Origin of the sequence: Synechococcus sp. MIT S9451 (genome assembly GCF_047304725.1) — a bacterium.
Classification (GTDB): Bacteria; Cyanobacteriota; Cyanobacteriia; order PCC-6307; family Cyanobiaceae; genus Synechococcus_C.
The window spans coordinates 157,895-181,686 of sequence record NZ_CP138971.1 but is presented as its reverse complement, the minus strand read 5'-3'; the positions used below and the strand labels follow the sequence as shown (position 1 = coordinate 181,686).

Below are 23,792 nucleotides of genomic sequence, written 5' to 3'. Positions count from 1 at the left end.
CTCGATCTCAGACGCTCAGTTCCTCTGCTAGCTCGAGTTGCTGCTGGCGGCTCTGTCGGTCGGCCTGCAGTTCCAGTTCGTCCTGATCAGCTGCAGCTAGAGGCAGGTCGAACCAGAAGGTGGTCCCCACGTCTGGCTCGCTGCTCATCCTGATCGTGCTCCCGTGTTTTTCAATGATGCCTCGCACGATCGATAGCCCGAGGCCAGTTCCCACCTCGGTATGAACCGCGTTTTCCACCCGGTAGAACCGATCGAAGATGCGCTGCTGATCGGCTTCGCTGATGCCACATCCGGTATCGGCAACTTCCACCCGCAGCCGAGGCATGGGTGAAACCATTTCACAGAAGGGGGCGTTGTTGGCTGCTAGGGGGGCGTCCGTGGGCGATGTCATCGCGCAGAGGTCAGGCCAGGTGTAGGCAGTGATTCGGAGCACTCCTCCTGGGCGGCTGAATTTGAGAGCATTGCCCACCAGATTGTCGAGCACTTGCAGCAGCAGATCCCAGTTGCCCAAGACCTCTGGCGTTTCAAGTGCTGCATCGAGTTCCAGCGTCACATCCTTATCGGTGGCATTGAGTTGGTAGCTGCGCAACGTTTGCTCCATGGCTGGTCTCAGTTCGATTGGACTGAATTGCACTGTCCGTTCCGATTCCAGCCTCGACAGGTCGAGCACGTCATTCACTAAACGTGTGAGGCGATCGGTTTCAGCGTTGGCAACTCCAAGAAATTCTTGTTTCTCTTCGTCAGTCAGTTGATCCCCCATGTCATAGAGAGTTTCCACGTAGCTCTTGATGTTGAACAGCGGTGTGCGCAGCTCGTGGGAGACATTGCTGATAAACCGGCTCTGGGCTGCATTCAGTTCCACCTCGCGGCTGAGGTCCTGAATGGTCACGGCGATGCCCTTCAGGCTTTCTCCACTGGCATCTCGCACCGCCTGAAAGACAACCCGCAAGGTTCGGGGTGGTTCGCCGACACTGCGTCTTAGCTCATTGCTGTCGGAGACATTGCTCAGTACAGCATCCAGGGGATTATGGAGCTCAATGGCCAGGAGTTCGGGCAGTTCTCCAAGAAAATCCTGTCCCTCCAGTTTGCGGCCTTCCCAGCGGAACAAGCGTCGTGCCGTTGGGTTCGCCAGCACGATCCGGCCCCGTTCATCCAGCAGCACGGCGCCATCAGCCATCGTGGCGATCAAGGAGGCCTGCTTCACCTGAGCAGCGGTTAACTCCTCAATGTTGGCGGCGTCATAGGCCTGGAGTTGGGAGGCCATGGCATTGAAGCCATCCAGCAGTTCCCCGAGTTCACCGCCCACGGGTAGGCCGATCCTGGCCTGGAAATCACCGGTGGCGATCCGGCGCACCCCTCGCAGCAGTTCCTTCACCGGTCGCGTAATGGTCAGTGCGTTGAACACTGCGCCGAGAATCACCAGCACCCAGATGGAGATGAACACCGCCACCGTGACCTCACGGGTGAGGGCGGCGCTGGCCAGTCCGGTTTCGCTTGGGTTCACCCCAAGGGCAAGAACACCCAGATAGCGACCATTGCGCACCAGTGGCACAAACACATCGGTGATTTTGCCCTGGGGGGTGAGGTGCTGACGGACCAGGGGATTCTGCGGTCGCGTCTGCAGTTCGGCAGGTAATTCAAGTCGACGGCTTAGGCGCAGGTCAGTACTCCCATTCGCTTCAGTGCCGCTGATGGGAATTCCCAGGTAGACGACTCCCTCAGGATCGGCAAAAAAGATGTAGCGGAGGCTGGTGCTGGAGCGCCAGAATTTTTCAGCCACGTTGGCGAGTTCCCTGTCATGGCCCTTCTCCACCAACTCGCTGACATTGCCGCCCAGCAACAGGCCAAGATCCCGGGCATAGCGCGTGTCATTCATGACGGCGTCGCGCTGAATTCCGTTGAGTGCAAAGAATGTGATGCCTGTCATCATCAGGCTCACCACCAGCGTGGCGATCGCCAGCAGCTTGGTCTGAAGGCTGAATTCCGCCCACCAGCTTGTGAGCTGTTGCCACCAGGTTGCAGCGGTGTCCGAGGACGCCGGGTCTGAAGCGGTAGGGGTGCTGGTGGCCATCGCGCCGAACAGCGTGACGATGAGCCTAGGCCCGTCGCACTTGATGTCCGATGTCGCGGCGATACTGCATCCCTTCAAAGGTCACCTTCGCAAGGGCTTCATAGGCGGCAGCGAAGGCCTGGTCGAAATCGGATCCTTGAGCGCTCATGGTGAGCACACGACCGCCAGAGCTCACCAGGATGCCCTGCTCGTTCAATCGGGTTCCGGCATGGAAGAGTTGATGGCTGGCTCCAGCCTCGAGCTGGCTCGTAATCGGATCTCCCTTGCGGGGAGCATCCGGATACCCTGCCGCGGCTGCCACCACACAGACACTGCAGTCTGAGCGGATGGTCAAAGCCGGTGCTAAATCAAGCCGCCCGATGGCACAGGCCTGCAGCACCTGGGCGAGCTGGGGCCCCATCAGGGGCATCAGGGTCTGACATTCCGGATCTCCGAACCGGCAGTTGAATTCGATCACTTGTGGGCCATTCGCCGTCAGCATGAGTCCGGCATAGATCACGCCGCGGTAGTCGATCTCCCTGTCTCGTAGTGCCTGGAGTGTCGGCTCAAGGATCTGCCGACGAACGGTTTCAAGTCCTTCGGCATCCAGTAGGGGAGCGGGGGCATAGGCACCCATGCCACCGGTGTTCGGCCCTGCGTCACCCTCTAGCAGCCGTTTGTGATCCTGAGCCGGGGGAAGGATCACCATCCGTTCGCCATCAGAGAGGGCGAAGATTGAGACCTCGGGCCCCTGCAGACATTCCTCCAGAACCACCCGATCACCAGCGCTGCCGAAGCGCCCCCCGAAGGCTTCACGGATCGCGCTTGCAGTGTCCGTAACGCTGGTGGCAACGGTGACGCCCTTGCCAGCGGCCAGTCCATCGGCTTTCACCACAAGCGGCCGCTGCAGTTGCTCAAGCAGGGCCAGCCCCTCGTTTGCACTGCTGATTGCCCAGTGACCTGCAGTCGGGATACCTGCCTCGTCCATCAGCTGCTTGGCCCAGGCTTTGCTGGCTTCAAGTTGGGCGCCATCGGCACCGGGGCCAAACACGGCGAGCCCCGCGGCCCGGAGGTGATCCGCCAGCCCTGCAGCGAGAGGTGCCTCCGGACCGACCACCACAAGGTCCACCGATGCGCTGCGGCAATGCTGGAGCAGACCGTCTCGATCCCCTTCACTCAGAGGCAGTTTGCTGAAGGTCTGCGTTTGCCCTTCCGTCCGTTCTGGAATGCCGCCGTTCCCTGGACTAACCCAGACCTGCTCGATCCCAGGGCATCGGCTGAGGGCCCAACCGAGAGAATGTTCCCGCCCGCCACTCCCCACCACAAGCACTCTCTGCAGAGGGGGAAGCGACTGAAGACCGGAAGCTGAGTTGGCCATGGCAGCGGAACTTGCGGGGCAGGGCCCTTAGGTTTGAACGGATCGTGAGGCGGATCGCCCCGGTCGATCTGCGTCCATTTTTGTTGAACGGCTGCCCCATGGGGATTTCCTCCCTCTCTCTCTCCCTGCTGCTGGCGGCCACTCCCTTGGCGGTGCAACCGGTCTCTTCCCCTGTCGATGCCGAGCCGATCGCCGAGGTTCACTACCTACGGATGCTGCAAAGCGATGACCTTGCCCAGTTGCAGCAGGCTTGTCGTGATGCGGCTCGCTTTGGGTTGAAGCAACGGCTGCAGGACTTGCGCGATCGCTTGATGCTGGTCGCACCAGCGCCCCAGCCCTTTGCTGTGGTGACCGCCAATACCCGCGCCCTTTTGGCTTGTAAGGCACCAGAGAGTGCTCAGAGGGTGCTCAGTCGGTATGGACCTGGCTCGGGTCTGGAGCGCCAGGAGTGGCTGGTGCTGTCATGGCGTGCGGCGGCCGCGGCTCTCGATCACCAGCGCGCGATTCTTGCCCTTCGACGTCTGGCAGAGGGTGATCTCTCGCGACTGGAGAGGGTGCAGTTACCGCTGGTTGACACAGCTACCGGTTTAACCATCAGCCGTCTCGCTCTGGATCAGTTGGCGGAACACGAGGCGGCGGCCGGACGGATTGACCGTGCAGCAGCAGTGGCCCTGTCGGCCCCAAGTTTTGGTCGTGAGGGGGCCGCTCGTCTGGCTCGGGCCGCGCTCTGGCTTGAGGAGTTGGGTCAGAACGACGCGACCAATCTCTTGGAAACAGCCCTTGATCAAGCAGCGGCGGCCGAGGCCTGGTCGTTGGCGGAGGATTTGCTCAAGATTCAGCTGAGGCTGGAACGGAAATTGGGGGGTGATGGCGCCAGGCCTCGAGCCAGGCTTGAGCGTCTGGCCACTCGTCTGGATGATCGCTACACCCTTTGGCAACTGATTCGGGAGGATTCAGACAGAACGGCGATTGAGGAAAGGCGCTTGGAGCTGGAACGCCAACTCCGATCTCCTCGGGGACTTGGGGGGAGCTCCTCCCTGGGAGAATCGGATTAGGAAGGGCCGTTCGCCCTCGTTTCGATTGCGATTTCATGACCAATTCCCACGGTCCCCTGCTGTATGAAGGCAAGGCCAAGCGTGTTTATGCCGCTGATCAGGACGACTGGGTCTTGGTCGAGTACAAAAACGATGCCACGGCGTTCAATGCCCTCAAACGCGAACAGATCGCCGATAAGGGACGGTTGAATTGTCAGATCTCAGCGCGGTTGTTTGAGCTCCTTGAACAGGAGGGCATTCCGACGCATTTCCTCGGTCTGGTGGATGAGACCTGGATGGCGGTTCAGAAAGTGCAGGTCATTCCCTTGGAGGTCGTGCTGCGCAATGTGGCCACGGGCTCGCTTTGCAAACAGACTCCGATCGTTCAGGGCACCAGCCTGGAGCCAGCACTGCTTGACCTCTATTACAAGGATGATGCTTTTGGTGATCCGCTCCTCACCGAATCACGCTTGGAATTGCTTCAGCTGGTGAGTGCTGAGCAGCGTCAGGCCATTGAAGTTCTTGCCCGGCGTGTGAACGCCGTTTTGGCGCCTTTTTTCCGTGGTCTAGATCTGCAGCTGGTGGATTTCAAGCTGGAGTTGGGATGTAATCCATCCGGAGAATTGCTGGTGGCTGATGAGATCAGCCCTGACACTTGCAGGCTCTGGGATCTGCGTACCACTGATCCCAAGCAGCGCATTCTCGACAAGGATCGGTTCCGTCAGGACCTCGGCGGTTTGATCGAGGCCTACGGGGAGGTCTGCAAACGGGTCCAAGGGGCCTGCCCGAACCCCCGCAACTACCGGTAAGGTCTCGGTGATTCTGCGGCCATTGGGCCGATTGCTGCCCCTCCATGGTCAACTTCACCTCCAGCCGGACCAAGGACGCCGTTCGGCAGGGGGCGCTAGGCCTTGCACTGGCCCTCCCGCTTCTTACCACTGTTCCTGCAAGAGCGCAGACGGAGACTGTCTCAGAGACCGAGGCCGTCACCGTGGATGTGCTGGAAGGCACGACAGAGACGGGTGAGGTCGAGGAGTTGGAGGTTGAAGCCTCTGAGGTGGAGACGATTGACGTTGAGCAGGCACCAACAACCAATCCAGTGCCTATCAGCCAACCGATTGAGGACCAGCAGCCTCAACAGCCTCGGGTTTTGATCAGCGAGGTGGTGATCGAAGGGATTGCCGGTCATCCCGAACAGGAGCGGCTTGAACTGGCCGCCTATGACGCGATGGCGGTGAGGCCAGGGATTCGCGTCACCCGCGATGAACTCAAGCTGGATCTGGATGCTATTTATGCATCTGGATGGTTCTCAGATGTGCGCATCGAGCCAGTCAACGGCCCCCTGGGTGTGCAGCTTGTGGTGCAGGTGGTGCCCAACCCCGTGCTCACCAAGGTGGAGCTTGAGCCTTCGGACTCCAAGATCCCTGACAGTGTGATCGCCGACACCTTCAGCTCCGATTACGGCCGCACGCTGAATCTCAGCGAGCTGCAGCTGCGCATGAAGGAGTTGCAGGGCTGGTATAGCAAGGAGGGTTATTCCCTGGCGCGGGTCTCAGGGCCAAGCCGGGTGAGTCCCGACGGTGTGGTGCAACTCAAGGTGGTGATCGGCACCGTCGCCGGCGTTGAGGTTCAGTTCCTCAATAAGGATGGTGAAACGACAAACGACAAGGGCGAACCCATCAAAGGCAAGACCCGTCCCTGGGTGGTGACCCGAGAGATTTCAATCCAGGCAGGAGAGCCTTTCAATCGGACCCAGCTCGAAGGAGATCTCAAGAGGCTTTATGGCACTTCTCTCTTCAGTGATGTCAAGGTCACGCTGAAGCCGGTGGCTGGGGAGCCCGGCAACGTCACCATCATCCTGGGCATCGTCGAACAGTCCACCGGTTCCCTCTCCGGTGGTCTGGGCTACAGCCAGAGTCAGGGTGTTTTCGGTCAGGTGCAGCTCTCCGACAGCAATCTGTTTGGACGGGCTTGGAATCTTGCTCTGAACCTCACCTATGGCCAGTACGGCGGACTGGCGAATTTCACCTTCACAGACCCTTGGATCAAGGGTGACAAGCACCGCACCTCCTTCCGTACCTCGCTCTTCCTCAGTCGGGAAGTGCCCCAGGTGTTCCAGAGCCAGAACAATGGCAACATCCTGACGCTGAGTGATTACGACGACAACGGCGGTGGCTACGCCTATTCGATCAACAATCCCCCCAGCTCGTTTAATACAGACAATTTCAAGAGTGTCGGCCAGGCCAGCAAGGAGTTCCCAAACACCAGTTGGTTTGAATACGAAGGTGATTCGGTGGCCTTGCAGCGCGTTGGCGGCAACGTCATTTTCGCCCGACCTCTCAATGGTGGTGATCCTTACAAGTTCGTTCCGTGGAACGTGCTTGTTGGTCTCAATGTTCAAAATGTTCGGCCGATCAACTTCGCTGGCGACACCCGTTCCTATGCCTTGCCGAATGACCGGATTAAGGATCACCGGATTCCGAATGACGACGTCATCTGCATCGCCTTTAACTGCGCCACCGAGAACAATCTTGCTGGCCTGCGCTTTGCTGCTACTTACAGCAATCTCAACGATCCTCGCAATCCCACATCAGGCAACTTCTTCAGTTTTGGAACCGAGCAGTTCGTCTCCGTTGGTGAGAACTCTCCGACCTTCAACCGGGTGAGAGCGAGTTATACCCACTTCATTCCTGTCAATTTCCTCAAGCTGGCTAAGGGCTGCCGCCCTAAGCCCGGAGAAAAGGCCAATTGCCCTCAGGCCATTGGTATTCAGCTCAAGGCCGGCACTGTGCTTGGTCAGCTCCCTCCCTATGAAGCGTTCTGCCTGGGGGGCTCCAATTCCGTGCGTGGCTGGTACGACTGTGATCTTGCAGTCGGACGGAGCTTTGGTGAAGCCACGATCGAATATCGCTTCCCGATCATCAGCATCTTCGCGGGTGAAATCTTTGCTGATGCCGGCACCGACTTTGGATCTCAGGCGAATGTGCCCGGTAAACCTGGTCAGCTGCTGGACAAGCCGGGCTCCGGTTTCTCGGTGGGTACTGGTGTGATTGTTACCACTCCCGTCGGTCCCCTTCGCCTGGAGGTAGCAAGCCAAGACTTCACTGGTGACTGGCGTTTCAATCTGGGTGTGGGCTGGAAGTTCTGATGACGTCCTGGCCGGCGGATTATGAGGGAGCTTGGACTCTTGCCGGGCCCGTGACACGTTCCGGTGTGGGCCTTCACAGCGGTGAGTCCGTCTCCGTCACCCTTCTTCCATGCGATCGAGCCGGCTTCTGGGTGTCGTGGCACGACTGCTCTGCTGATTCAGAGCTAGTGCAGCTGCATCCCAGTCAGGTTCGTGACAGTCCGCTCTGCACCACCCTGGAGTTTGGTGCTGGGCGTCGTCTCAAGACCGTGGAACATCTGTTGGCAGCTCTTGCTGGTACAGGCATCACCCATGCTGAAATCCGAGCCAGTGGTGTCGAAGTACCGCTTCTCGATGGGTCTGCCCAAGGATGGGTTGAGGCGATCGGCGAAGTCGGTCTCTCCCCTGCGTCGACTGCTCGTCCCCCACGCCCGCACTTGGATCAGCCCTTGGTCAGGCATCGAGGCAGCAGCGTGATTACTGCCGTTCCGGCAGAGCATTTCAGTTTGGTCGGTGTGATTGATTTTCCCCAGGGTGCGATCGGTCGTCAGCAACTGTCTCTCACGCTGACTCCCGAGCTGTTCGTCAAGGAGATTGCACCGGCTCGAACCTTCGGTTTCCGTGATCAGGTGGAACAGCTGCGGGAAGCAGGGCTGATCCAGGGCGGTGCCCTCGACAACGCTCTGGTCTGTGATGGGGATCACTGGCTGAATCCGCCCCTGAGGTTTGATGATGAACCGGTGCGCCATAAGCTCTTGGACCTGATTGGGGATCTGGCTTTGGTTGGTTTCCCTACGGCGCAGGTGCTGGTCTATCGAGGCTCCCATGGGCTTCATACCGATCTGGCCTCGGCCCTTGCCGACTCCCCTCACTCCCCAAGCTGAACCTCCCTTGACCCTGGACTCCACTGCCCCCGCGGAACCGATGCTCAACAGTGAGCAGATCATGGGCCTGCTTCCGCACCGTTATCCCTTTGCCTTGGTGGATCGCGTGCTAGAGCACGAGCCTGGGTTGCGCGCGGTGGCGATCAAGAACATCACCCTGAATGAGCCCCAGTTTCAGGGACATTTCCCGGAGCGGCCATTGATGCCTGGGGTCCTGATCGTTGAAGCGATGGCCCAGGTGGGTGGTCTGATCGTGAAACAGATGCCTGATCTCCCCAAGGGGCTCTTCGTGTTTGCCGGCATCGATGGTGTGCGATTTCGCCGGCCGGTGGTTCCCGGTGATCAGTTAAGGATCAGCTGCGAGTTGGTGAGCCTTAAGAGGAAGCGTTTCGGCAAGGTGAAGGCTGAAGCAACGGTGGATGGTCAGCTGGTCTGTTCCGGTGACCTGATGTTCTCGATGATGGACTGAAGGCCATGAGTGAGAACGCAGCACCAGCGACCATTAACGACCGATCTGTGCAGATCCATCCCCTTGCTTGTGTCGACCCCAAGGCTGAGCTGGCTGAGGGAGTGGTTATCAGTCCAGGTGCGGTGGTGGGTCCGCAGGTACGCATTGGTGCCCATACCTGGATTGGCCCGAATGTCGTGCTGGACGGCAAGGTGACCATCGGCCGGCATAACCGCATTTTTCCTGGCGCTTGCCTGGGTCAGGAACCTCAGGATCTCAAATACAAAGGGGCCCTCACGGAGGTGGCCATCGGCGACAACAACACCATCCGGGAGTGCGTCACCATCAATCGTGGAACCGATGAGGGGGAGGTGACAAGGATTGGTAATGGCAACCTTCTGATGGCCTATTGCCATCTCGGCCATCACTGCATTCTTGGGAATGGGATTGTGATGTCGAATGCAATTCAGGTGGCTGGCCATGTGGTGATTGAAGACCGGGCAGTGATCGGTGGCTGCCTCGGCATTCACCAGTTCGTGCATATCGGGCGCATGGCCATGGTGGGCGGCATGACCAGAGTGGATCGTGATGTGCCTCCTTACTGTCTGGTGGAGGGCCATCCCGGCAGGGTGAGGGGTTTGAACCGGGTCGGCCTGCGTCGTAGTGGACTTGCAGAGCAGCATGAGGGCCGTGAGCTGCAGCAGCTGCAGGAGATCTGGTCGTTGATCTATCGCTCTGACCATGTGATTTCAGAGGGATTGAGGTTGGCTCAGGCCCATGAGCTGCTGCCCGCTTCTGACCACCTCTGCACCTTCCTTGAGGGTTCGATCTCCAAAGGTCGCAGGGGCCCGATGCCACCAGCAGGCCGCTGATGGTGCGCCTGCTGATCAGCACCGGCGAGGTCTCCGGTGATTTACAGGGCGGCTTGCTCGTAGAGGCTCTGCACCGACAGGCCGCTCTGCGAGGACTATCGCTGGAGGTCTTGGCCCTTGGAGGGCCACGCATGCGTGCTGCTGGTGCGGAGCTTTTAGCGGACACTGCACCGATGGGCGCTATCGGGCTTTGGGAAGCGTTGCCTTTGGTGATCCCGACGCTGAAGCTGCAGGCCAGGGTGAACCGTGAGCTGCTTGAACGTCCACCGGATGCGGTTGTGCTGATTGATTACATGGGGGCCAATGTGCGCCTGGGACAGCGTCTGCGTAGGAAGCTGCCCCAGGTGCCGATCACGTATTACATCGCCCCCCAGGAATGGGCCTGGCGCATGAACGACGACGGCACCAGCAGCCTGCTTCAGTTCACTGATCGTATTTTGGCGATCTTCCCTGAGGAGGCGTCCTTTTATGCCTCCCATGGCGCTGATGTCACGTGGGTTGGCCACCCTCTGCTGGATCTGACAGCCTCCCGTCCTGATCGCACCGAGGCTTGTCGACACCTGGGGTTGGATCCTGATGGACGTCTGCTGTTGCTGCTGCCCGCCTCGCGGCCGCAGGAGCTTCGCTACCTGATGCCGGTCCTGGCTCAAGTGGCTGTGCGCTTGCAGGCCAGGGATCCATCCCTTTCGGTGATGGTGCCTGCAGGTCTTCAGCGCTTTGAGCAACCCCTTGCTGATGCCCTGCAGGCCGCTGGAGTGCGCGGGCGTGTGATTCCAGCGGCCGAGGCGGATGGTCTGAAACCCTCTCTGTTTGCTGCCGCGGACCTGGCTCTCGGTAAGTCCGGCACGGTCAATATTGAGTTGGCTTTGCACGGGGTGCCCCAAGTGGTGGGCTACAAGGTCAGTCGCCTAACGGCTTGGGTGGCTCGCCATCTGCTGAGCTTTCAGGTGGATCACATCTCCCCCGTGAATCTGCTGCTCGATGAACGGTTAGTCCCGGAGCTGCTGCAGGATTCGTTCACGGTGGAAGAGTTCATGGCTCAGGCCGTGCCCTTGCTGGAAGATCACCAGTGCCGTCAGTGCATGCTTGATGGGTATCGGCGGCTGAGGCAGACGCTTGGTACCCCTGGAGTGACGGATCGGGCTGCATCGGCCATCCTCGATTCGATTCAGCAATGACCAGAGTGTTTGCTGTGTTCCTGTCGCGAGTGCTGATAGGAGCTCTGCTGCTTGTGGGCCTGTTGGCGCCGGTGCCTGCTGCCTGGGCCGGATCCACACAGGAGGCTGTGCTTTCAGGCGGGTGCTTTTGGTGTTTGGAGCATGACTTGGAGACGCTCCCCGGTGTGATCTCCGCTGAGAGCGGTTACAGCGGCGGTCATGTCAACAACCCCACCTATCAGCAGGTCAGTGGCGAGACCACAGGTCACCAGGAGACAGTGCGTGTGCGCTTCGATCCCGGACAGATCACGTATGCCATGCTTTTGCGGCAGTACTGGCGCAATATCGACCCTCTCGATGGTGAAGGGCAGTTTTGCGATCGGGGTGATTCCTATCGACCGGTGATCTTCACGGCTGGGCCAGCGCAGGAGGAGGAGGCCAAGGTCAGCGCTTTGGCTGCCGCAAAGGAATTGGGTGTTTCGATCGAAAAGGTCAAGGTCCAGATCCGTCCTGCTGTGCGTTTCTGGTCCGCCGAGCCTTATCACCAGAATTACGCTGATCGCAATCCGATTCAGTACAACTACTACCGCTGGGCCTGCGGACGCGATCGCAGATTGGATGCGGTTTGGAACGACAATGCCCGGCAGGGGAGTCCCTGGAGGTGAGCGATCACCTCCTGATGCAGGGCTCTTATTGGAGAATATGAGGAAAACCTGAAGGGCTCGATGGGCTCCTGCTCAGTGACTTCTCAGTGAAGATGCGGGTTTCCCCCCTTTTTTGCCCTCAGAGGTGTTTATTACCATCATGATGTGAATTGAGGGAGAGATGTATGTATCTGCTGACCATTCGAGATGGTCTGGTGACACGGCACGTTGGGCCATACCCATCTCCAAAGCAAGCTTCCGATGATCTCGATCGGGTGCTCGCGTCCTGTACTGACCGTGCACGCTGGCAGATTCATTCGTTGGAATGCCCTGGTGATCTGCGTTTTGCCCAGGGGCTCGAATCGGATCAACGTTCAATGACGGCCGCTGCGTCTTAATTTCAGGGCCGGTCTTGATCCAGTCTTCGGCTTGGATAGCCACGTAGAAGCCCACTTTCGATCATCAGACCTACCCCGGCGTTGATCAAGATCAGGCTGAGCGTGCCGTACCACCACCAAGGGCCGCCATCGCCACCTGCAAGCTGCAGAGTCCGGCGGCTCACAGCCTCTCCAAACAGGCACAGCCCAGCAGGAAGAAGAAGAATGCCTAGTTGGGCTCTCACGTACCAGCGGAAGGGGCTGGATGACATGGGGGCTTGCTTCGTTGTTGCTGAAATTTAGTTGGCGGTGGTTGTGGCGTTGCTCACAATCCAATTCACCAGCGTCCGCACCCCGTAACCAGTTGCACCGGCTGGGTCAAAGCCACGTCCCTTGTCGCTCCAGACTGTGCCCGCGATGTCGAGATGGGCCCAGGGGAGACCTGCATCGACAAACTCCTTCAAGAACAGCGCAGCGGTGATCGAGCCTCCGGGGCGTGGCCCTGTGTTCTTGAGATCCGCCAGCAGCGATTTGAGCCCTTCGCGATAACTGCTCTGTAGGGGCATCCGCCAGAGGCCTTCTCCAGCCTGTTCGGCAGCGTTGCAGAGGTCTGTTGCCAGCTGGTCGTCAGGGCTCCATAAACCCGCGATTTCTTCGCCGAGCGCGATCACACAGGCACCGGTGAGAGTGGCGAGATCGACGATTGCGTCTGGTTTGAGTTTGCTGGCGTAGACGAGGGCATCAGCCAGGGTTAAGCGCCCTTCCGCGTCGGTGTTGTTGATCTCGATTGTGGTGCCGTTGGAGGCGGTGACAATGTCTCCGGGGTGAACGGCGGATCCATTCACCATGTTTTCGCAGGAGGCCACAATCATGTGCACCTCCACGCCCTTGGGCTTCAGCTCGGCAATGCTGCGCATGGCCCCCAACACGGCGGCGCTGCCTCCCATGTCGTACTTCATCATGTGGATCTGGGCAGCACCCACCTTGAGGTTGTAGCCGCCTGAATCGAAGGTGAGCCCCTTGCCTACCAGGACCAGCCGCCGCTGGATTGGCCCTTCTCCGCGGTAGGTGAGATGGATGAACTTGGGGGCGAGGTCCGAGCCCTGGCTGACGGCCAGATACGCACCCATGTTGAGAGCTTCGCAGTCACTGCGCTCCAGCACCTGGAGTTCAAGACCATGCTCTCGGGCCATGGTTGATGCAGTGGCCGCCATCACTTCTGGCGTCAGCTTGTTGGGTGGGGCGGCCACGAGCTCCCTGGCGAGTTCCACGCCAGCGCAGACGGGTGCCACGGTGGCTAATGCCGAGTTGGTCTCGGCCGGCAGTGCGCCAAGCAGCTCCACACGTTCGGGCAGTTCTTGGGATTCCTGTTCACTGCGGAAGCGCTGATCTTTGAACGAGGCAAGGCGTACGGCCTCTGCCACGGCGGTGGCACCCTCGACTCCAAGCTCACCCCAGGGCAGGAGCATGCCAAGGCTGTCCCCATTGCCAAGGCTTGCCTTGGTGGCACTAGCGGCTGCAAGGCGCAGAACAGGCAGGCTCACGCCATCAGCGGCTCCTACCCCCACGATCACAAGGCTTGAGAGGCCTGAGGTGAGCAGCTGAAGGCTGGCGACCTCACCGGTCTTACCCCTGAATTTGCGTTGCTCCAGCCAGGGGGTGATCTTCCGTTCAAAGCGGGTTTCTAGCTGGGCCACGACACCCTGGGGATCGCCTTCCAACACGCCCACGGCCAACACGCTTCCTGTCCACGTCTGCAACGTTGCTGGCGAATGGGAAAACTGCATCACATCGGATTGTCTTGGCCCTGATGCTACGGAGCGAACAACGCATCAGTCGGCATTCAAGTCAGTCGGCATTGAAGGGCGTAGCCCAACGTTCGCGGGTCTCCTTGTTGAAGGGTGGCAGCCACGTCTGGATCAGTTGCTGTTCCAGTCTTCGCCTGGCCATGGTGGCCTTAGGGACATCCCCCCAGAAGCGAATACTGGGGCTGGAGCTGAGGCCGGCGCTGCTGAGAGCTTCGCCATAGGCGGACAGGTAGGCCTTGCAGTCGTGTTCGCCTTTCCATCGACGGTCAGCGGCGATGGTCTCCCCCACATAAAGCAGGATCGGCGTCGATAGGTGAGCGGGTCGGTCCATCACTAAATAGATCGCCGCCCCCTGATGGGGGCTATTGGGCCAGCGCCAGAAGCTCAGGGGCAAGGGCCGCAAAACCAGGGGCTTCAAGCGCCTGAGCGGGTCATCAGAGGCGCTGTGTTCGCGGCTGGTCTTGTGCGAAAGCCCTACAAGCCTCGCTTGCTCGGCTCTGGCTTGACCGGGTTCAAATAGGGGGGCCTGATGTCGATGGATTCGCGTCTGCCAGTCGCGCAGAACCACGGCACTGATGATCAGTTGATCTGGGAGCTGCGCCTTGCGGCCGGGTCCATCATTCGTCGGATCAGCGGCGTCGCTTCCGCTAAAGAGATCACCTTGGCGTGCGGACATGCTTAGTGCCGTGGAGGCAAGCTTGGACCCGGGCGGCGGTCGCCAAACCGCACTTTGCCTAGCAGTTGTTCAACGGTTTCTGGGGGAAGGCAAAGCCGCTCTTGTAGATCGGCCAGGTTGTGAAAAGGCCGGCGAATGCGTTCCTTCAGTAACAGGGTGAGGCGTTGTTCAGGCCAATCGAGGCTTTGTTCGAGTTCCTGGGCGGAGGCAGCATTCAGATCGAGGTTGGTGGTCTCTGGGAGGGGTGGTGCATCGCCATACCAGTGAAAAATCAGATGGGGTCGCCACTCTTCAGCCTTATGGGCGGGCAGGTCGAGCAACTGAAAGAGATCGTCGGCTTGGCTGAACTGAACGCCGCCCCGCTGGAGCCGTAGCAAGAGATCGATCATCTCCTCACTGCATCCAGGTAGCTGCCGCCAATGCTCCGCGGTGGCTCGATTCACATCAATCACCCAGCTCGGAACCGATGGCGTCACCGGTGCCGGGCTGGGGCTCGCCCCCTGATTCGGAGGGTCGGGTGGTAACTCTCCGACTGCCTGGAGGACTTTCCGGGCCAGTGGATCCAACCAGTGACCGCGGGCCATCACGCTCATGTGGGTGGGCTGACATTAACGACTGCAGCCGGCAGGCGTCACTGTTTGAGCTCTTGGACCAGCTGCTCGCAGCCGCCGCGCTGCTGGATATAAGTCAGCATCAAGGTGTTGAAGTCTTGGTTGCGCTGCACTGCATTGCTGCGGGTGGCTGTGATCCCTTGCTGGGTGAGAAAGGCTTTGGCGATCGCCATGGCTTGCTCGGCGGGGAGGGTCTCGGTTTCGATTAGGCAGATGGCATTGGCTTGGGCCACGGTGACCAGCACCGTGCTGGGATCGGGATCGCCCTGGGCTGTGCTGGGGCCGCTGCTGATCACGATCAGGGAAGCGAGCATCACTGGGAGCCTGCTCTGCATCACCCTTGCGAAAGCCACCATTGATTGCCGAACCCCCGCGTAGGCGCCACTCTCTCAGTTGGTCCAGGCAGGAGGACTGCTGGGTAGATCAACCAGGCCTGTCTGGAATGCCATCACGACGGCCTGGGTGCGATCGTTCACATCCAACTTGCGCAGCACGCTGCTCACATGGCTTTTCACGGTGTCGATTGAGACCGTGAGCGCGTCAGCAATGTCTTGATTGGTCATTCCCTTGCAGAGGCCATGGAGCACGTCTTCCTCACGCAGGCTGAGGGCGGCCAGCCCGGTTGCGATGGCCTGTTCTGTGGCGGAGCCTGGGGGGGCTCCGCTGGCGCTCCGTCGTAGTCGGCCATGACTGAGGACGCCTGCTGCCACACGGTCGATGTATTGGTTGTCGCTTTCCATGGCGTTGAGTGCTGCGTGCACTGAACCGTTGCCGGTGAGTTCGGCGGCGCAGATACCGTCGCAGCCGCTGTCAATGGCATCAAGGATTGTGCGGACGAGAGGTCGTTGCACCAGCAGCAGGGTCTTGATCGCGGGGTGCTCATGACGCGCTTGACGCAGAAGGCTGACACCTGAACCCTGTTCCAGGCCGTCGGTGCAGATGAGAAGGTCTGGATGGTGCTGGCGGACGTGAAGCAGCAGTTCAGTTTCAGTGGTGGCTGCTCCCACCAAGGGAGACACCCCCTCCATCCATCCCACTAGAGACGCCAGCAAGACGCGATCTCGACTGCCGATCAGGGTGCGGCTTCTGCGCAGCAGACCATGGCCTTGACGACGACGTTCCTGCAGCAGTGGGATTTGGCTGGTGAAGTCCACGGCACCGCAAGCAATTGAACGGCCCCCTGCATCTTGGCTGCGATGGGAGGGCGTGGATCCGCACTGTTAAGGATCGGTCGAATTGGTCAGAATTTGTTCAAGCCGCATGAGCACCGATGGCTTTCTTTGAGTCTGAAATCGTCCAGGAGGAAGCCAAGCGCTTGTTCAGCGACTATCAGCAGCTGATGCAGCTCGGGTCCGACTACGGCAAGTTCGATCGTGAGGGCAAAAAGAAGTTCATCCACACCATGGAGGAGCTCATGAGTCGTTACCGCGTGTTCATGAAGCGCTTCGAACTGTCGGAAGATTTCCAGGCCAAGCTCACCGTTGAGCAATTACGCACTCAGCTGGGCCAGTTCGGGATCACGCCTGAACAGATGTTTGAGCAGATGAATCAGACGCTGGAGCGCATGAAGAGCCAGCTGGATCAAACGCCTTCCTGAACCAAGACTGACGGCGGCCCCCGTACGATCCGCACTGCACGTCGCTGATCCGGCCCCTATGTCGTCTTCGCCGCATTCCCTGCCGAGCTGGCTGGTCCGCGGCATGGCGGATCTGTTCCCTACAGGCGACCCTGCTGATGCCGATCAGGCTTTAGCCGCCAGGTTGGCGGATGCTGAGCAGCACAATCGGCCGTTGCGCATCAAGTTGGGCATCGATCCCACAGGTAGCGACATTCATCTCGGCCACAGCATCCTGTTCCGCAAGTTGAGGGCCTTCCAGGATGCTGGTCATACGGCAGTTCTGATCATCGGCGATTTCACGGCGCGGATCGGAGATCCCACCGGCAAAAGCACCACTCGAGTTCAGCTCACCAAGGAGCAGGTGGAAGCGAACGCCACCACCTATCTCAAGCAGCTTGGTCAGGGGCAGCCCAAGGACAGTGCACTCTTGGATTTTGAAACCCCTGGACGGTTGGAAGTCCGTCGGAACAGTGAATGGCTGGAGGAGCTGGACCTCCCTCAGGTGATTGCTCTTCTGGGTACGGCCACCGTGGGTCAGATGTTGGCGAAAGACGACTTCTCGAAGCGCTATGGCAGCGGGTCACCGATTGCGCTGCATGAGTTCCTCTATCCGTTGTTGCAGGGTTACGACTCAGTGGCGGTTGATGCCGATGTGGAGCTGGGAGGAACCGATCAGAAATTCAATGTGGCGATGGGGCGTGATCTGCAGCGCCATTTCGATCAGCGCACTCAGTTCGGAATGTTGCTTCCGATTCTCGTCGGCCTTGATGGGGTGCAGAAGATGAGCAAGAGCCTCGCCAACACGGTCGGTCTTGAAGAAGACCCGCTCTCGATGTATTCCAAGCTTGAGAAGGTTGGCGATGCCGCCATCAACGACTACGTGACCTTGTTGACGGACCTGGATCTGGAGACGTTGCCGGAGAATCCGCGCGAGAAGCAAAAGGTGATGGCTCTGGCCGTGACTGCCAGTCGCTATGGCCAAGCGGTTGCCCTGAAGGCTCAGGCGGATGCAGCCACTCTGGTGGGTGGCGGCGGCGATGCCGGTGCTGATGTCCCTGAGGCGTCGTTGGCGGAGGTGAATTTCCCCGCTAAAGCATTTTATTTGCTGAGTGCTGTGGGCATTTGTGCCAGTAGCAGCGAGGCCCGACGCCAGATCAAAGGCGGTGCCGCGCGCCTGGAGGGCGAGAAGCTCACTGACCCCAATCAAGAGTTCGCTTCTGCCGCTGAGCTGGAAGGAAAGGTGTTGCAGCTCGGCAAGAAAACGTTCCGGCGTTTGGTTGGGTAACGAGGCTTAAGTTGGAAACACAATGCTTTTGTGATTCGTGAATTCGTGAATGCCTAGTTTTCCTAGTTCACGTCCGAAGCCACTCTCTTCGCAGCCACCGAAGGGAATAGGTGGATTCCTTCTCACGAAAGTATTGATTGCCATTGATCCAGTTTAATTCTCTGTTCTGCAAGGTTGCGAGCCTTGCGAATGTTCGCTGTGACGATGGCTGCGCCGAGGCTAAAGCGACTCTCGCTTGCCAGGGTGGCTGCCTGCTCTTCGCTCTGATCTCGTCTCAGACTCACCACCGGTTCGAACACTTTATCCCCGAATGATGGGGTGACTGATTGAACATTTCCAGGCACAGTTGCCGGATGCCAAGACCCTTTGCTCTTGGATCTTGCGGCTCATTGTTAATGCTGGCTTTGTCCTGTGATTGATGGGATCGCGAGTCGATCGATGTTCCATCTGTTCACCTGTTGGAGTGAGGGTTGCTGCAGAGTCCTGGAGCGGTCGAGGTTCTGTCGCATTCTCTGGGGCACTTGCGATCAACGAAGGCAGGGCACTAGTGGTCTGACGGGAACCCTTCAGGATGGGGTGAGATCGCTGCGTTGCCTTGGTCCCGTTGCTCTCCGCTGATCCTGCCGATCGGATCATTGTTGCCCTTGATGGCATGAGCCTCGAGCAGGCCACCGCCTTGAGTCGGCAGGTGAAAGGGCTGCGCTGGGTGAAGGTAGGTCTGGAGCTGTTTGTACAGGCGGGGCCGGAGGTGGTGACACAGTTGTGCGACCAAGGGCTGCGGGTGTTCTTGGATCTGAAGTTCCACGACATCCCGGCAACGATGGCCGGTGCCTGTCGACGCGCCTCCGCGCTTGGAGCGGAGTTGATCACTGTGCATGCCTGCGCTGGCAGTGTGGCCTTGCAAGCCGCGCAGGATGCGGTGTCAGAGGGTGCTGAAAGTGCCGGTCGGCGAAAGCCAACGCTGCTTGCAGTGACGGTGCTCACCAGTTGGGAGGAGTGGCGAATGCAACGAGAACTCGCTCTGACCCAGTGCATGGATGAGCGTGTGTCGTCCTTGGCTCAGCTCGCAGAGGCAGCCGGTATCGGCGGTTGTGTGTGCTCCCCTCTGGAGGTGGCCAGCTTGCGTGCCGCGCACGCTGAGCCATTTGCGTTGGTCACGCCTGGGATCCGTCCAGCGGGCAGCGTCTCCGGTGATCAGGCCCGGGTGATGGGGCCTGCCGAGGCAATGGCTGCGGGATCCTCCCAGCTGGTGATTGGCCGGCCGATCACCAAGGCGGCCGATCCCAACGCAGCATTCGCGCATTGCTGCCAGGAACTGGCGGCCTGAGCCTTCCCTCGGCAGCCGAGCCGTTAGCCAGTGGTGTTCGCTGCCGATCCGTGACCTGGTCAAACTCTCTGGAGCTTGCGAGATCTCAGGATCAATCACGGGGTTGTCACGCTCATTGGTGAGGACGGCAATCCCAAGATCTTGGCTGTCAACCGCGTGGACCGGTGGTATCGCTGCTGCGGTTTGCGCGCAGCAGGCCCTCCTCTCGAGCGTCAGTCTTTCTGGCCCAGGCGTGGCTCGGTGCCAGCCATGATTCGCTGCAGGTTGCTGCGGTGACGCCAGATCACCAGGGCCATCGCCAGAAGTGCCACCGTTAGATCAGCGTTGCTGCCATCACCGGCCGCCATCAGTAGCGGCAGACTGATGGCTCCGACCACACTGGAGAGCGACACCATCCTGGAAAGCGACAAGGTCGCAAGGAAGACCCCGAAACAGGCCAGGCCTACTGGCCAGGCCAGTCCAAGGAACATCCCGAAGCCTGTGGCCACTGCCTTGCCACCTTTGAAGCCAAGCCACACCGGCCAGATATGACCTGTTAGTGCCGTCAGCCCCGCCATCACCTCCACCCAGTCGCCAAACGTATGGCCTTGGGTGATCGCGCTCGCCAGAACCACAGCGGCGGCGCCTTTGCCCACATCAATCACAAACACCACCAGGGCAGGACCTTTACCGACCTGGCGAAGCACATTGGTGGCACCCGTGGAGCCGGAGCCCAGTTCACGTAGGTCCAGACCCTTGCACCAGCGTCCGGCCAGATAGCCGCTGGGAATGGAGCCAAGCAGGTAGCCCAGAAGCAGGGAGAGGAGGGCCATCAGAGCAGGTCGTCGTCGATGAGTAATTCCTCTGGCTGGGCAGCGAAGGCCAGCCAGAGGGGGAACTGAAGCACAGGGATGTCCACAGCGCGTTCTGCGGCATCGATCAGGATCAGGGGCACCTCACCGCGTTCTTCCAGGCGATCGGCCCGTTCCACCAGGGCATCAGCGCGATCGAACAGCACGATGCCACTGTTAGGACCGAAGTCCTCGCGGCCGAGCCCGAGGCAATCCTGCAGACCACGTCGCCAGTCCCCGAGTCGTTCTGGCTGTCCAGCCAGGACCAGGGTCTGAAACTGATCGCCATAGAGCTCACCGATGATCGCGATCAGACCGGAGGCCAAAAGAACATTGCGGGGACGACTGCCTCTGCTGGCTTGGGCACCTCGGCCTCCCTGGTTGAAGAACCAGTCTTCGAGTAGGGCCACATCGCTGCCATCGAGGCTGCGCCGAAGTTTCCAGGGACCTGCGTAGAAGTCAGGCTGCTCAAGGAAGCCCTGCAGGCTTGCACGGATCAGCTCTTCATCGGGTTTGAACGTGTCGGCAATGGCTGGGGTTGGAACGTTCTCAACAGATGGTTCATTGCTGTTGCTGTTCTGATGATCGAGAGGGGACGGCTGTACCACCATCGGTTGCACGACCAGCTCCAGACTTTCCACCGATTGGGCCAAGTCCTGAAGGGCACCGCCCAGATACTCCTGGAACCCTTTCACCCGTCGTGCGATTGCATCCGACTGTCCAGCGAAGGACTGGCGCAGGTCTTGCTCTAACTGCTGCTTGCGTTCGCTTAATTCCTGGATCTCTTTCTGGAGCGTGTCGCGTCGCTCGACGAGCTCTGCGGTGGCGAGCGTCTGCCAACTAGGGGATTCGGGTTCTGGAACCGTCGGACTCGACCCTCCCGAGGAAGGGGATGCTGGATTGGAACCGGCGTCTTTGCTGCTCTCTGATCGAGCAGATTCAGCGGCAGTGCTTTCAGCGGCGGTGCTTTCATCGGCGGTGTTTTCAGCTGCAGTGCTCTCAGCTGCAGCTGTTTCGGAGGTGTTGCCCGGCGCGGCGTCGTTGCTGTCGCCGATGCCCTTGCTCTGGAGTTCGTCAGCCATGGAACGGTTCAGGACGGATCGCTGCTTGGGGGGGCGTTGTGTTCCAGATTGCCAACTCGCGTGCGTAATTGCTCCTGTAGTTGCTCGGCGTTAAAGATCACTGGGATCAGATGTGGGCTTTTGGATTCCCGGAAATAAAGAACGGTGGGGAATCCCGGCCAGAACACTCGCCAGCTGATCCAGTCTTCATATGGGAAGTGGCGAAGTTGCTGTTCACCCCGCCACACGATCAGAGCACTGTCTTGAAATTCCAGGCGCAGGCTGTAGCTCTGCACAAGCAGGGCCAGGCCAATCAGGCTGTTGATCAGGGTGGGCCAGGGGTGGAGCGGCAGGGGTAGTAGGCCTGGACCGAGCAGCAGAATGAGTAGCGGTAGACGCGGGCTCGGAGCAATGCTCACGCCGCTGGTTTGGTCGGGGCTTGGGTTGGGCATGGATCAGACAAATGACGCGTTCGCGTCAACCGAAAAGGAGTTGGGTGAGCAGCACATCCATCAGGGCCACGGTGACGAGGATCATCACCACTGAGCCAGTGGTGCTGGTGCCGACTTCCTTCGGTCCACCAGACGTCGTGAGGCCCCAGCCACAAGACAGCACAGCGATTTGCAGGCCGAATACAACAGCTTTGATCAGCATGAAAGGGAGGTCATCTGGCTGCAGCCAAGTGCGCACCGAGTTCCAGAACACTTCCGGAGGAATGCTGTAAAACTCTGTGCTGGTGACTTGGCCGCTCCAGACAGCAACCGCGAAGAACAGCAGACACTGCACGGGGGCCATCACCACCATGGCGATCAAGCGGGGAACCACCAGGTATTCCACTGGGTCGGTCCGCAACATGGTGATCGCATCGATCTGTTCGGTCACCTTCATCGTGCCGAGCTGGGCTGCGTAGGCGGTGGCTACTTTTCCGGTGAGCAGCGTGGCGGTGAGCAGGGGTGCGATCTCCCGCGCCAGGCCGATCGCCAGCACACCACCCACGGTCGAGCCTGCCCCCATGCTGCTGAGTTCGGCGGCGACCTGAATATTGAAGACCGAGCCTGCGGCCACTCCAGTGATCAGCACGATTAAAAAGCTGCCAGGACCGGCCTCCATCAGCTGATCAAACAGGTCGATTGTGTTGATCCGGCCGCGAGCGGTGGCGGAAACGGCCTGACCACCGATCAGCAAGCTGCTGCCCAAGCGTCGTAACCAGCGGGGGGCTCTCATCGGTGGTGGCCGCGTGTCACGGGTACTGGAGGTGGGCGCCTCTGTCAGGCCAGCGTCGCATCAGGACGAGGCCAAGAGCCACCATTACAGCTGGAATCAAGCCCATGCAGAGACGGATGGCAAGCAGGGCTGTCTCTGGTTGTTCGATGAACGTGAGGGCACTGTTGCATTCCTGGCTGGAGATGTAGCCAGTCAGGGCGAGAAGTCCGCCGAACAACGACATACTTAGACCGATGATCAGCTTTTGGACCAGCACCATCCAAGCGGTGTACATGCCGGCAGGGTGTGAAGGGTCGGCATCGATGGCGTCGGGCAGAAGCGACCAGGGGATCAGGTAGGCCGTCGAGGCGCCGAAGCCCACCAGCATGATCAATCCGATCAGTGGGGCCAGACCAAGGCCGCTGATGCCGGCGGCCAAAGGCGAAAACAGCATCGAAAGCAGACAGGCGGCAATCCAGATCCCACCTCCCCATCGCAGGGCGACCAAGCGGCCGCGACGGTTCGAGACCAGGCTCCAGACCTGAAGACCTACTAGGGCACTGATCTGGAAGGGAAGCAGAATCCAGGTGGCGATTCCGGACGGTACGTGAATCACCTGTACCAGCCACATCAGGGCCACCACTTGCATCAGTTGAAGGGCAAACCAGAGCAGTAGGTAGAGCCCGAGCACCATGAGGAAGCGGGGATTGGAGCGAATTCGCCCCAGTTGTTGCAGGACTGGTTCGCTATCGCCGCTTGGTCGCTGGGCTCGTTTGGCGAAGGGGGCAAGGCCCCAGCAGCAGGCCAGGGTGGCGGTGGCGGCTACTGATCCGGTGATGCGCCCCATGACCAGGTAACCCTCAGAGCCATTGCTGAGCACCACGGCACCGACGATGAGTCCGCTGAGGCCGGCAATGATCGAGCCGGTGAAACGGGCTGCATTGAGCCGGGTGCGGATCGCTGTATCGGGTGTTAACTCAGTGGACAGCGCTGCATAGGGCAGGTTGACACTGGTGTAAGTGGTCATGAGCAGGATCGCCATCACCACGTAGTAGATGGTGCGCTCGCTGACGCTTCCTTCCGGTACCCACCACATCGCTGCAAGGCTGATGCCGAGCGGCAATGCTGCTCCGAGCATCCAGGGCAAACGAGGACCCCAACGGCTGCGGGTGTGATCACTCATCCAGCCAATCAGCGGATCGTTGATCGCATCCCAGACCTTGATCACCGTGAACAGAGAGCCAGCGATCAAGGCTGGTAGCCCAGCAGCACAAGTGAAGAACGGAAAGAGATAGAAGCCAAGCACGGTGGCGGCAAGCCCTGTGCCGGCATCGCCGAGGCCGTAGGCCACCATCAGACGGCGGCGACTGCCTCCGGAAAGCGTGTCAGAGCGGGTCAAGCG

27 protein-coding genes are annotated in these 23,792 nt (G+C 59.8%); 12 read left to right on the top strand and 15 right to left on the bottom strand.

Features of this window, described 5'->3' with window-relative positions:
• Positions 1-7: 7 nt before the first annotated feature.
• Complete coding sequence (locus tag SIB72_RS01110) at positions 8-2,071, bottom strand: ATP-binding protein (RefSeq protein WP_413744343.1); 2,064 nt, start codon at positions 2,069-2,071, stop codon at positions 8-10.
• Positions 2,072-2,096: 25 nt separating this feature from the next.
• Positions 2,097-3,428 (bottom strand): phosphoribosylamine--glycine ligase, encoded by a 1,332-nt coding sequence (gene purD, locus SIB72_RS01105; RefSeq protein ID WP_413744342.1) that lies wholly within the window; start codon positions 3,426-3,428, stop codon positions 2,097-2,099.
• Positions 3,429-3,526: 98 nt separating this feature from the next.
• Between purD and SIB72_RS01100 the strand changes: the two genes are divergently transcribed.
• The 9 genes from SIB72_RS01100 (at position 3,527) to SIB72_RS01060 (ending at position 11,992) form a co-directional block, all read left to right on the top strand.
• A complete protein-coding gene (locus SIB72_RS01100) occupies positions 3,527-4,483 on the top strand; it encodes a hypothetical protein (protein ID WP_413744341.1) in 957 nt (318 codons plus the stop codon).
• Between the two features lie 35 nt (positions 4,484-4,518).
• Positions 4,519-5,271, top strand: coding sequence for a phosphoribosylaminoimidazolesuccinocarboxamide synthase (purC, locus tag SIB72_RS01095; RefSeq protein WP_413744340.1), 753 nt, complete (start codon positions 4,519-4,521; stop codon positions 5,269-5,271).
• 44 nt (positions 5,272-5,315) lie between these two features.
• Positions 5,316-7,610 carry a BamA/TamA family outer membrane protein gene (locus SIB72_RS01090; RefSeq protein WP_413744339.1) on the top strand — a complete coding sequence of 765 codons (2,295 nt, stop codon included), beginning with the start codon at positions 5,316-5,318 and terminating at the stop codon, positions 7,608-7,610.
• Positions 7,610-8,473 (top strand): UDP-3-O-acyl-N-acetylglucosamine deacetylase, encoded by an 864-nt coding sequence (lpxC, locus tag SIB72_RS01085; protein ID WP_413744338.1) that lies wholly within the window; start codon positions 7,610-7,612, stop codon positions 8,471-8,473. Before SIB72_RS01090 ends, lpxC begins: the two co-directional genes overlap by 1 nt.
• Before the next feature lie 40 nt (positions 8,474-8,513).
• On the top strand, positions 8,514-8,942 hold the full coding sequence (gene fabZ, locus SIB72_RS01080; protein ID WP_413745148.1) for a 3-hydroxyacyl-ACP dehydratase FabZ: 429 nt from the start codon (positions 8,514-8,516) through the stop codon (positions 8,940-8,942).
• A gap of 5 nt (positions 8,943-8,947) precedes the next feature.
• The gene (gene lpxA / locus SIB72_RS01075) at positions 8,948-9,793 is read left to right on the top strand and encodes an acyl-ACP--UDP-N-acetylglucosamine O-acyltransferase (RefSeq protein WP_413744337.1); all 846 of its coding nucleotides are present in this window, start codon (positions 8,948-8,950) and stop codon (positions 9,791-9,793) included.
• A complete protein-coding gene (gene lpxB, locus SIB72_RS01070) occupies positions 9,793-10,971 on the top strand; it encodes a lipid-A-disaccharide synthase (RefSeq protein ID WP_413744336.1) in 1,179 nt (392 codons plus the stop codon). The genes lpxA and lpxB overlap by 1 nt, the downstream gene beginning before the upstream one ends.
• Positions 10,968-11,615, top strand: coding sequence for a peptide-methionine (S)-S-oxide reductase MsrA (gene msrA, locus SIB72_RS01065; protein WP_413744335.1), 648 nt, complete (start codon positions 10,968-10,970; stop codon positions 11,613-11,615). Before lpxB ends, msrA begins: the two co-directional genes overlap by 4 nt.
• Positions 11,616-11,779: 164 nt before the next feature.
• Positions 11,780-11,992: a hypothetical protein gene (locus SIB72_RS01060; RefSeq protein ID WP_115121421.1), complete on the top strand. Its 213-nt coding sequence runs from the start codon at positions 11,780-11,782 to the stop codon at positions 11,990-11,992.
• A gap of 2 nt (positions 11,993-11,994) precedes the next feature.
• Here the strand turns inward: SIB72_RS01060 and SIB72_RS01055 are convergent, their stop codons facing one another.
• From SIB72_RS01055 to SIB72_RS01030, 6 genes are all read right to left on the bottom strand, one after another.
• Positions 11,995-12,243, bottom strand: coding sequence for a hypothetical protein (locus SIB72_RS01055; RefSeq protein ID WP_413744334.1), 249 nt, complete (start codon positions 12,241-12,243; stop codon positions 11,995-11,997).
• 27 nt (positions 12,244-12,270) lie between these two features.
• A complete protein-coding gene (locus SIB72_RS01050) occupies positions 12,271-13,758 on the bottom strand; it encodes a leucyl aminopeptidase (RefSeq protein WP_413744333.1) in 1,488 nt (495 codons plus the stop codon).
• Between the two features lie 61 nt (positions 13,759-13,819).
• Positions 13,820-14,455 (bottom strand): GIY-YIG nuclease family protein, encoded by a 636-nt coding sequence (locus SIB72_RS01045; RefSeq protein ID WP_413744332.1) that lies wholly within the window; start codon positions 14,453-14,455, stop codon positions 13,820-13,822.
• Between the two features lie 2 nt (positions 14,456-14,457).
• Positions 14,458-15,039 carry a hypothetical protein gene (locus SIB72_RS01040; RefSeq protein ID WP_115121441.1) on the bottom strand — a complete coding sequence of 194 codons (582 nt, stop codon included), beginning with the start codon at positions 15,037-15,039 and terminating at the stop codon, positions 14,458-14,460.
• 47 nt (positions 15,040-15,086) lie between these two features.
• Positions 15,087-15,380: a hypothetical protein gene (locus SIB72_RS01035; RefSeq protein ID WP_413744331.1), complete on the bottom strand. Its 294-nt coding sequence runs from the start codon at positions 15,378-15,380 to the stop codon at positions 15,087-15,089.
• A gap of 75 nt (positions 15,381-15,455) precedes the next feature.
• The gene (locus tag SIB72_RS01030) at positions 15,456-16,220 is read right to left on the bottom strand and encodes a LuxR C-terminal-related transcriptional regulator (RefSeq protein ID WP_413744330.1); all 765 of its coding nucleotides are present in this window, start codon (positions 16,218-16,220) and stop codon (positions 15,456-15,458) included.
• Between the two features lie 116 nt (positions 16,221-16,336).
• Between SIB72_RS01030 and SIB72_RS01025 the strand changes: the two genes are divergently transcribed.
• Both SIB72_RS01025 and tyrS read left to right on the top strand, forming a co-directional pair.
• A complete protein-coding gene (locus tag SIB72_RS01025) occupies positions 16,337-16,663 on the top strand; it encodes a DUF1825 family protein (protein WP_115019452.1) in 327 nt (108 codons plus the stop codon).
• A 58-nt stretch (positions 16,664-16,721) separates the two neighbouring features.
• A complete protein-coding gene (tyrS, locus tag SIB72_RS01020) occupies positions 16,722-17,969 on the top strand; it encodes a tyrosine--tRNA ligase (protein WP_413744329.1) in 1,248 nt (415 codons plus the stop codon).
• A gap of 6 nt (positions 17,970-17,975) precedes the next feature.
• Here the strand turns inward: tyrS and SIB72_RS01015 are convergent, their stop codons facing one another.
• Together SIB72_RS01015 and SIB72_RS01010 are read right to left on the bottom strand one after the other, a co-directional pair.
• Entirely contained in the window at positions 17,976-18,113 is a 138-nt protein-coding gene (locus SIB72_RS01015) for an aldehyde dehydrogenase family protein (protein ID WP_413744328.1), read from the bottom strand.
• Positions 18,092-18,313: an aldehyde dehydrogenase family protein gene (locus SIB72_RS01010; RefSeq protein ID WP_413744327.1), complete on the bottom strand. Its 222-nt coding sequence runs from the start codon at positions 18,311-18,313 to the stop codon at positions 18,092-18,094. Before SIB72_RS01010 ends, SIB72_RS01015 begins: the two co-directional genes overlap by 22 nt.
• 251 nt (positions 18,314-18,564) lie before the next feature.
• On the opposite strand from SIB72_RS01010, the gene pyrF reads away from it, so the two are divergent.
• On the top strand, positions 18,565-19,296 hold the full coding sequence (pyrF, locus tag SIB72_RS01005; RefSeq protein ID WP_413744326.1) for an orotidine-5'-phosphate decarboxylase: 732 nt from the start codon (positions 18,565-18,567) through the stop codon (positions 19,294-19,296).
• Positions 19,297-19,508: 212 nt separating this feature from the next.
• On the opposite strand, the gene plsY is transcribed toward pyrF, so the two are convergent.
• The 5 genes from plsY to SIB72_RS00980 are packed head-to-tail and all read right to left on the bottom strand — an operon-like array spanning position 19,509 to position 23,744.
• Positions 19,509-20,108, bottom strand: coding sequence for a glycerol-3-phosphate 1-O-acyltransferase PlsY (gene plsY / locus SIB72_RS01000; RefSeq protein ID WP_115121428.1), 600 nt, complete (start codon positions 20,106-20,108; stop codon positions 19,509-19,511).
• Positions 20,108-21,208, bottom strand: a complete 1,101-nt coding sequence (locus tag SIB72_RS00995; RefSeq protein WP_413744325.1) for a DUF3086 domain-containing protein — start codon at positions 21,206-21,208, stop codon at positions 20,108-20,110. The genes plsY and SIB72_RS00995 overlap by 1 nt, the downstream gene beginning before the upstream one ends.
• Positions 21,209-21,216: 8 nt before the next feature.
• A complete protein-coding gene (locus tag SIB72_RS00990) occupies positions 21,217-21,639 on the bottom strand; it encodes a DUF3119 family protein (protein WP_413744324.1) in 423 nt (140 codons plus the stop codon).
• Between the two features lie 25 nt (positions 21,640-21,664).
• Complete coding sequence (locus SIB72_RS00985; RefSeq protein ID WP_115121431.1) at positions 21,665-22,411, bottom strand: MlaE family ABC transporter permease; 747 nt, start codon at positions 22,409-22,411, stop codon at positions 21,665-21,667.
• Positions 22,412-22,427: 16 nt separating this feature from the next.
• Complete coding sequence (locus tag SIB72_RS00980; protein ID WP_413745147.1) at positions 22,428-23,744, bottom strand: MFS transporter; 1,317 nt, start codon at positions 23,742-23,744, stop codon at positions 22,428-22,430.
• Between the last annotated feature and the right edge of the window lie 48 nt (positions 23,745-23,792).

Excerpts from the sequence above, each read along its gene's own strand:
- SIB72_RS01110 (WP_413744343.1), bottom strand. The coding sequence starts at position 2,071 with ATGGCCACCAGCACCCCTACCGCTTCAGACCCGGCGTCCTCGGACACC.
- purD (WP_413744342.1), bottom strand. The coding sequence starts at position 3,428 with ATGGCCAACTCAGCTTCCGGTCTTCAGTCGCTTCCCCCTCTGCAGAGA.
- SIB72_RS01100 (WP_413744341.1), top strand. The coding sequence starts at position 3,527 with ATGGGGATTTCCTCCCTCTCTCTCTCCCTGCTGCTGGCGGCCACTCCC.
- purC (WP_413744340.1), top strand. The coding sequence starts at position 4,519 with ATGACCAATTCCCACGGTCCCCTGCTGTATGAAGGCAAGGCCAAGCGT.
- SIB72_RS01090 (WP_413744339.1), top strand. The coding sequence starts at position 5,316 with ATGGTCAACTTCACCTCCAGCCGGACCAAGGACGCCGTTCGGCAGGGG.
- lpxC (WP_413744338.1), top strand. The coding sequence starts at position 7,610 with ATGACGTCCTGGCCGGCGGATTATGAGGGAGCTTGGACTCTTGCCGGG.
- fabZ (WP_413745148.1), top strand. The coding sequence starts at position 8,514 with ATGCTCAACAGTGAGCAGATCATGGGCCTGCTTCCGCACCGTTATCCC.
- lpxA (WP_413744337.1), top strand. The coding sequence starts at position 8,948 with ATGAGTGAGAACGCAGCACCAGCGACCATTAACGACCGATCTGTGCAG.
- lpxB (WP_413744336.1), top strand. The coding sequence starts at position 9,793 with ATGGTGCGCCTGCTGATCAGCACCGGCGAGGTCTCCGGTGATTTACAG.
- msrA (WP_413744335.1), top strand. The coding sequence starts at position 10,968 with ATGACCAGAGTGTTTGCTGTGTTCCTGTCGCGAGTGCTGATAGGAGCT.
- SIB72_RS01060 (WP_115121421.1), top strand. The coding sequence starts at position 11,780 with ATGTATCTGCTGACCATTCGAGATGGTCTGGTGACACGGCACGTTGGG.
- SIB72_RS01055 (WP_413744334.1), bottom strand. The coding sequence starts at position 12,243 with ATGTCATCCAGCCCCTTCCGCTGGTACGTGAGAGCCCAACTAGGCATT.
- SIB72_RS01050 (WP_413744333.1), bottom strand. The coding sequence starts at position 13,758 with ATGCAGTTTTCCCATTCGCCAGCAACGTTGCAGACGTGGACAGGAAGC.
- SIB72_RS01045 (WP_413744332.1), bottom strand. The coding sequence starts at position 14,455 with ATGTCCGCACGCCAAGGTGATCTCTTTAGCGGAAGCGACGCCGCTGAT.
- SIB72_RS01040 (WP_115121441.1), bottom strand. The coding sequence starts at position 15,039 with ATGGCCCGCGGTCACTGGTTGGATCCACTGGCCCGGAAAGTCCTCCAG.
- SIB72_RS01035 (WP_413744331.1), bottom strand. The coding sequence starts at position 15,380 with ATGCTCGCTTCCCTGATCGTGATCAGCAGCGGCCCCAGCACAGCCCAG.
- SIB72_RS01025 (WP_115019452.1), top strand. The coding sequence starts at position 16,337 with ATGGCTTTCTTTGAGTCTGAAATCGTCCAGGAGGAAGCCAAGCGCTTG.
- tyrS (WP_413744329.1), top strand. The coding sequence starts at position 16,722 with ATGTCGTCTTCGCCGCATTCCCTGCCGAGCTGGCTGGTCCGCGGCATG.
- SIB72_RS01015 (WP_413744328.1), bottom strand. The coding sequence starts at position 18,113 with ATGGCAATCAATACTTTCGTGAGAAGGAATCCACCTATTCCCTTCGGT.
- plsY (WP_115121428.1), bottom strand. The coding sequence starts at position 20,108 with ATGGCCCTCCTCTCCCTGCTTCTGGGCTACCTGCTTGGCTCCATTCCC.
- SIB72_RS00995 (WP_413744325.1), bottom strand. The coding sequence starts at position 21,208 with ATGGCTGACGAACTCCAGAGCAAGGGCATCGGCGACAGCAACGACGCC.
- SIB72_RS00990 (WP_413744324.1), bottom strand. The coding sequence starts at position 21,639 with ATGCCCAACCCAAGCCCCGACCAAACCAGCGGCGTGAGCATTGCTCCG.
- SIB72_RS00985 (WP_115121431.1), bottom strand. The coding sequence starts at position 22,411 with ATGAGAGCCCCCCGCTGGTTACGACGCTTGGGCAGCAGCTTGCTGATC.
- SIB72_RS00980 (WP_413745147.1), bottom strand. The coding sequence starts at position 23,744 with ATGGTGGCCTACGGCCTCGGCGATGCCGGCACAGGGCTTGCCGCCACC.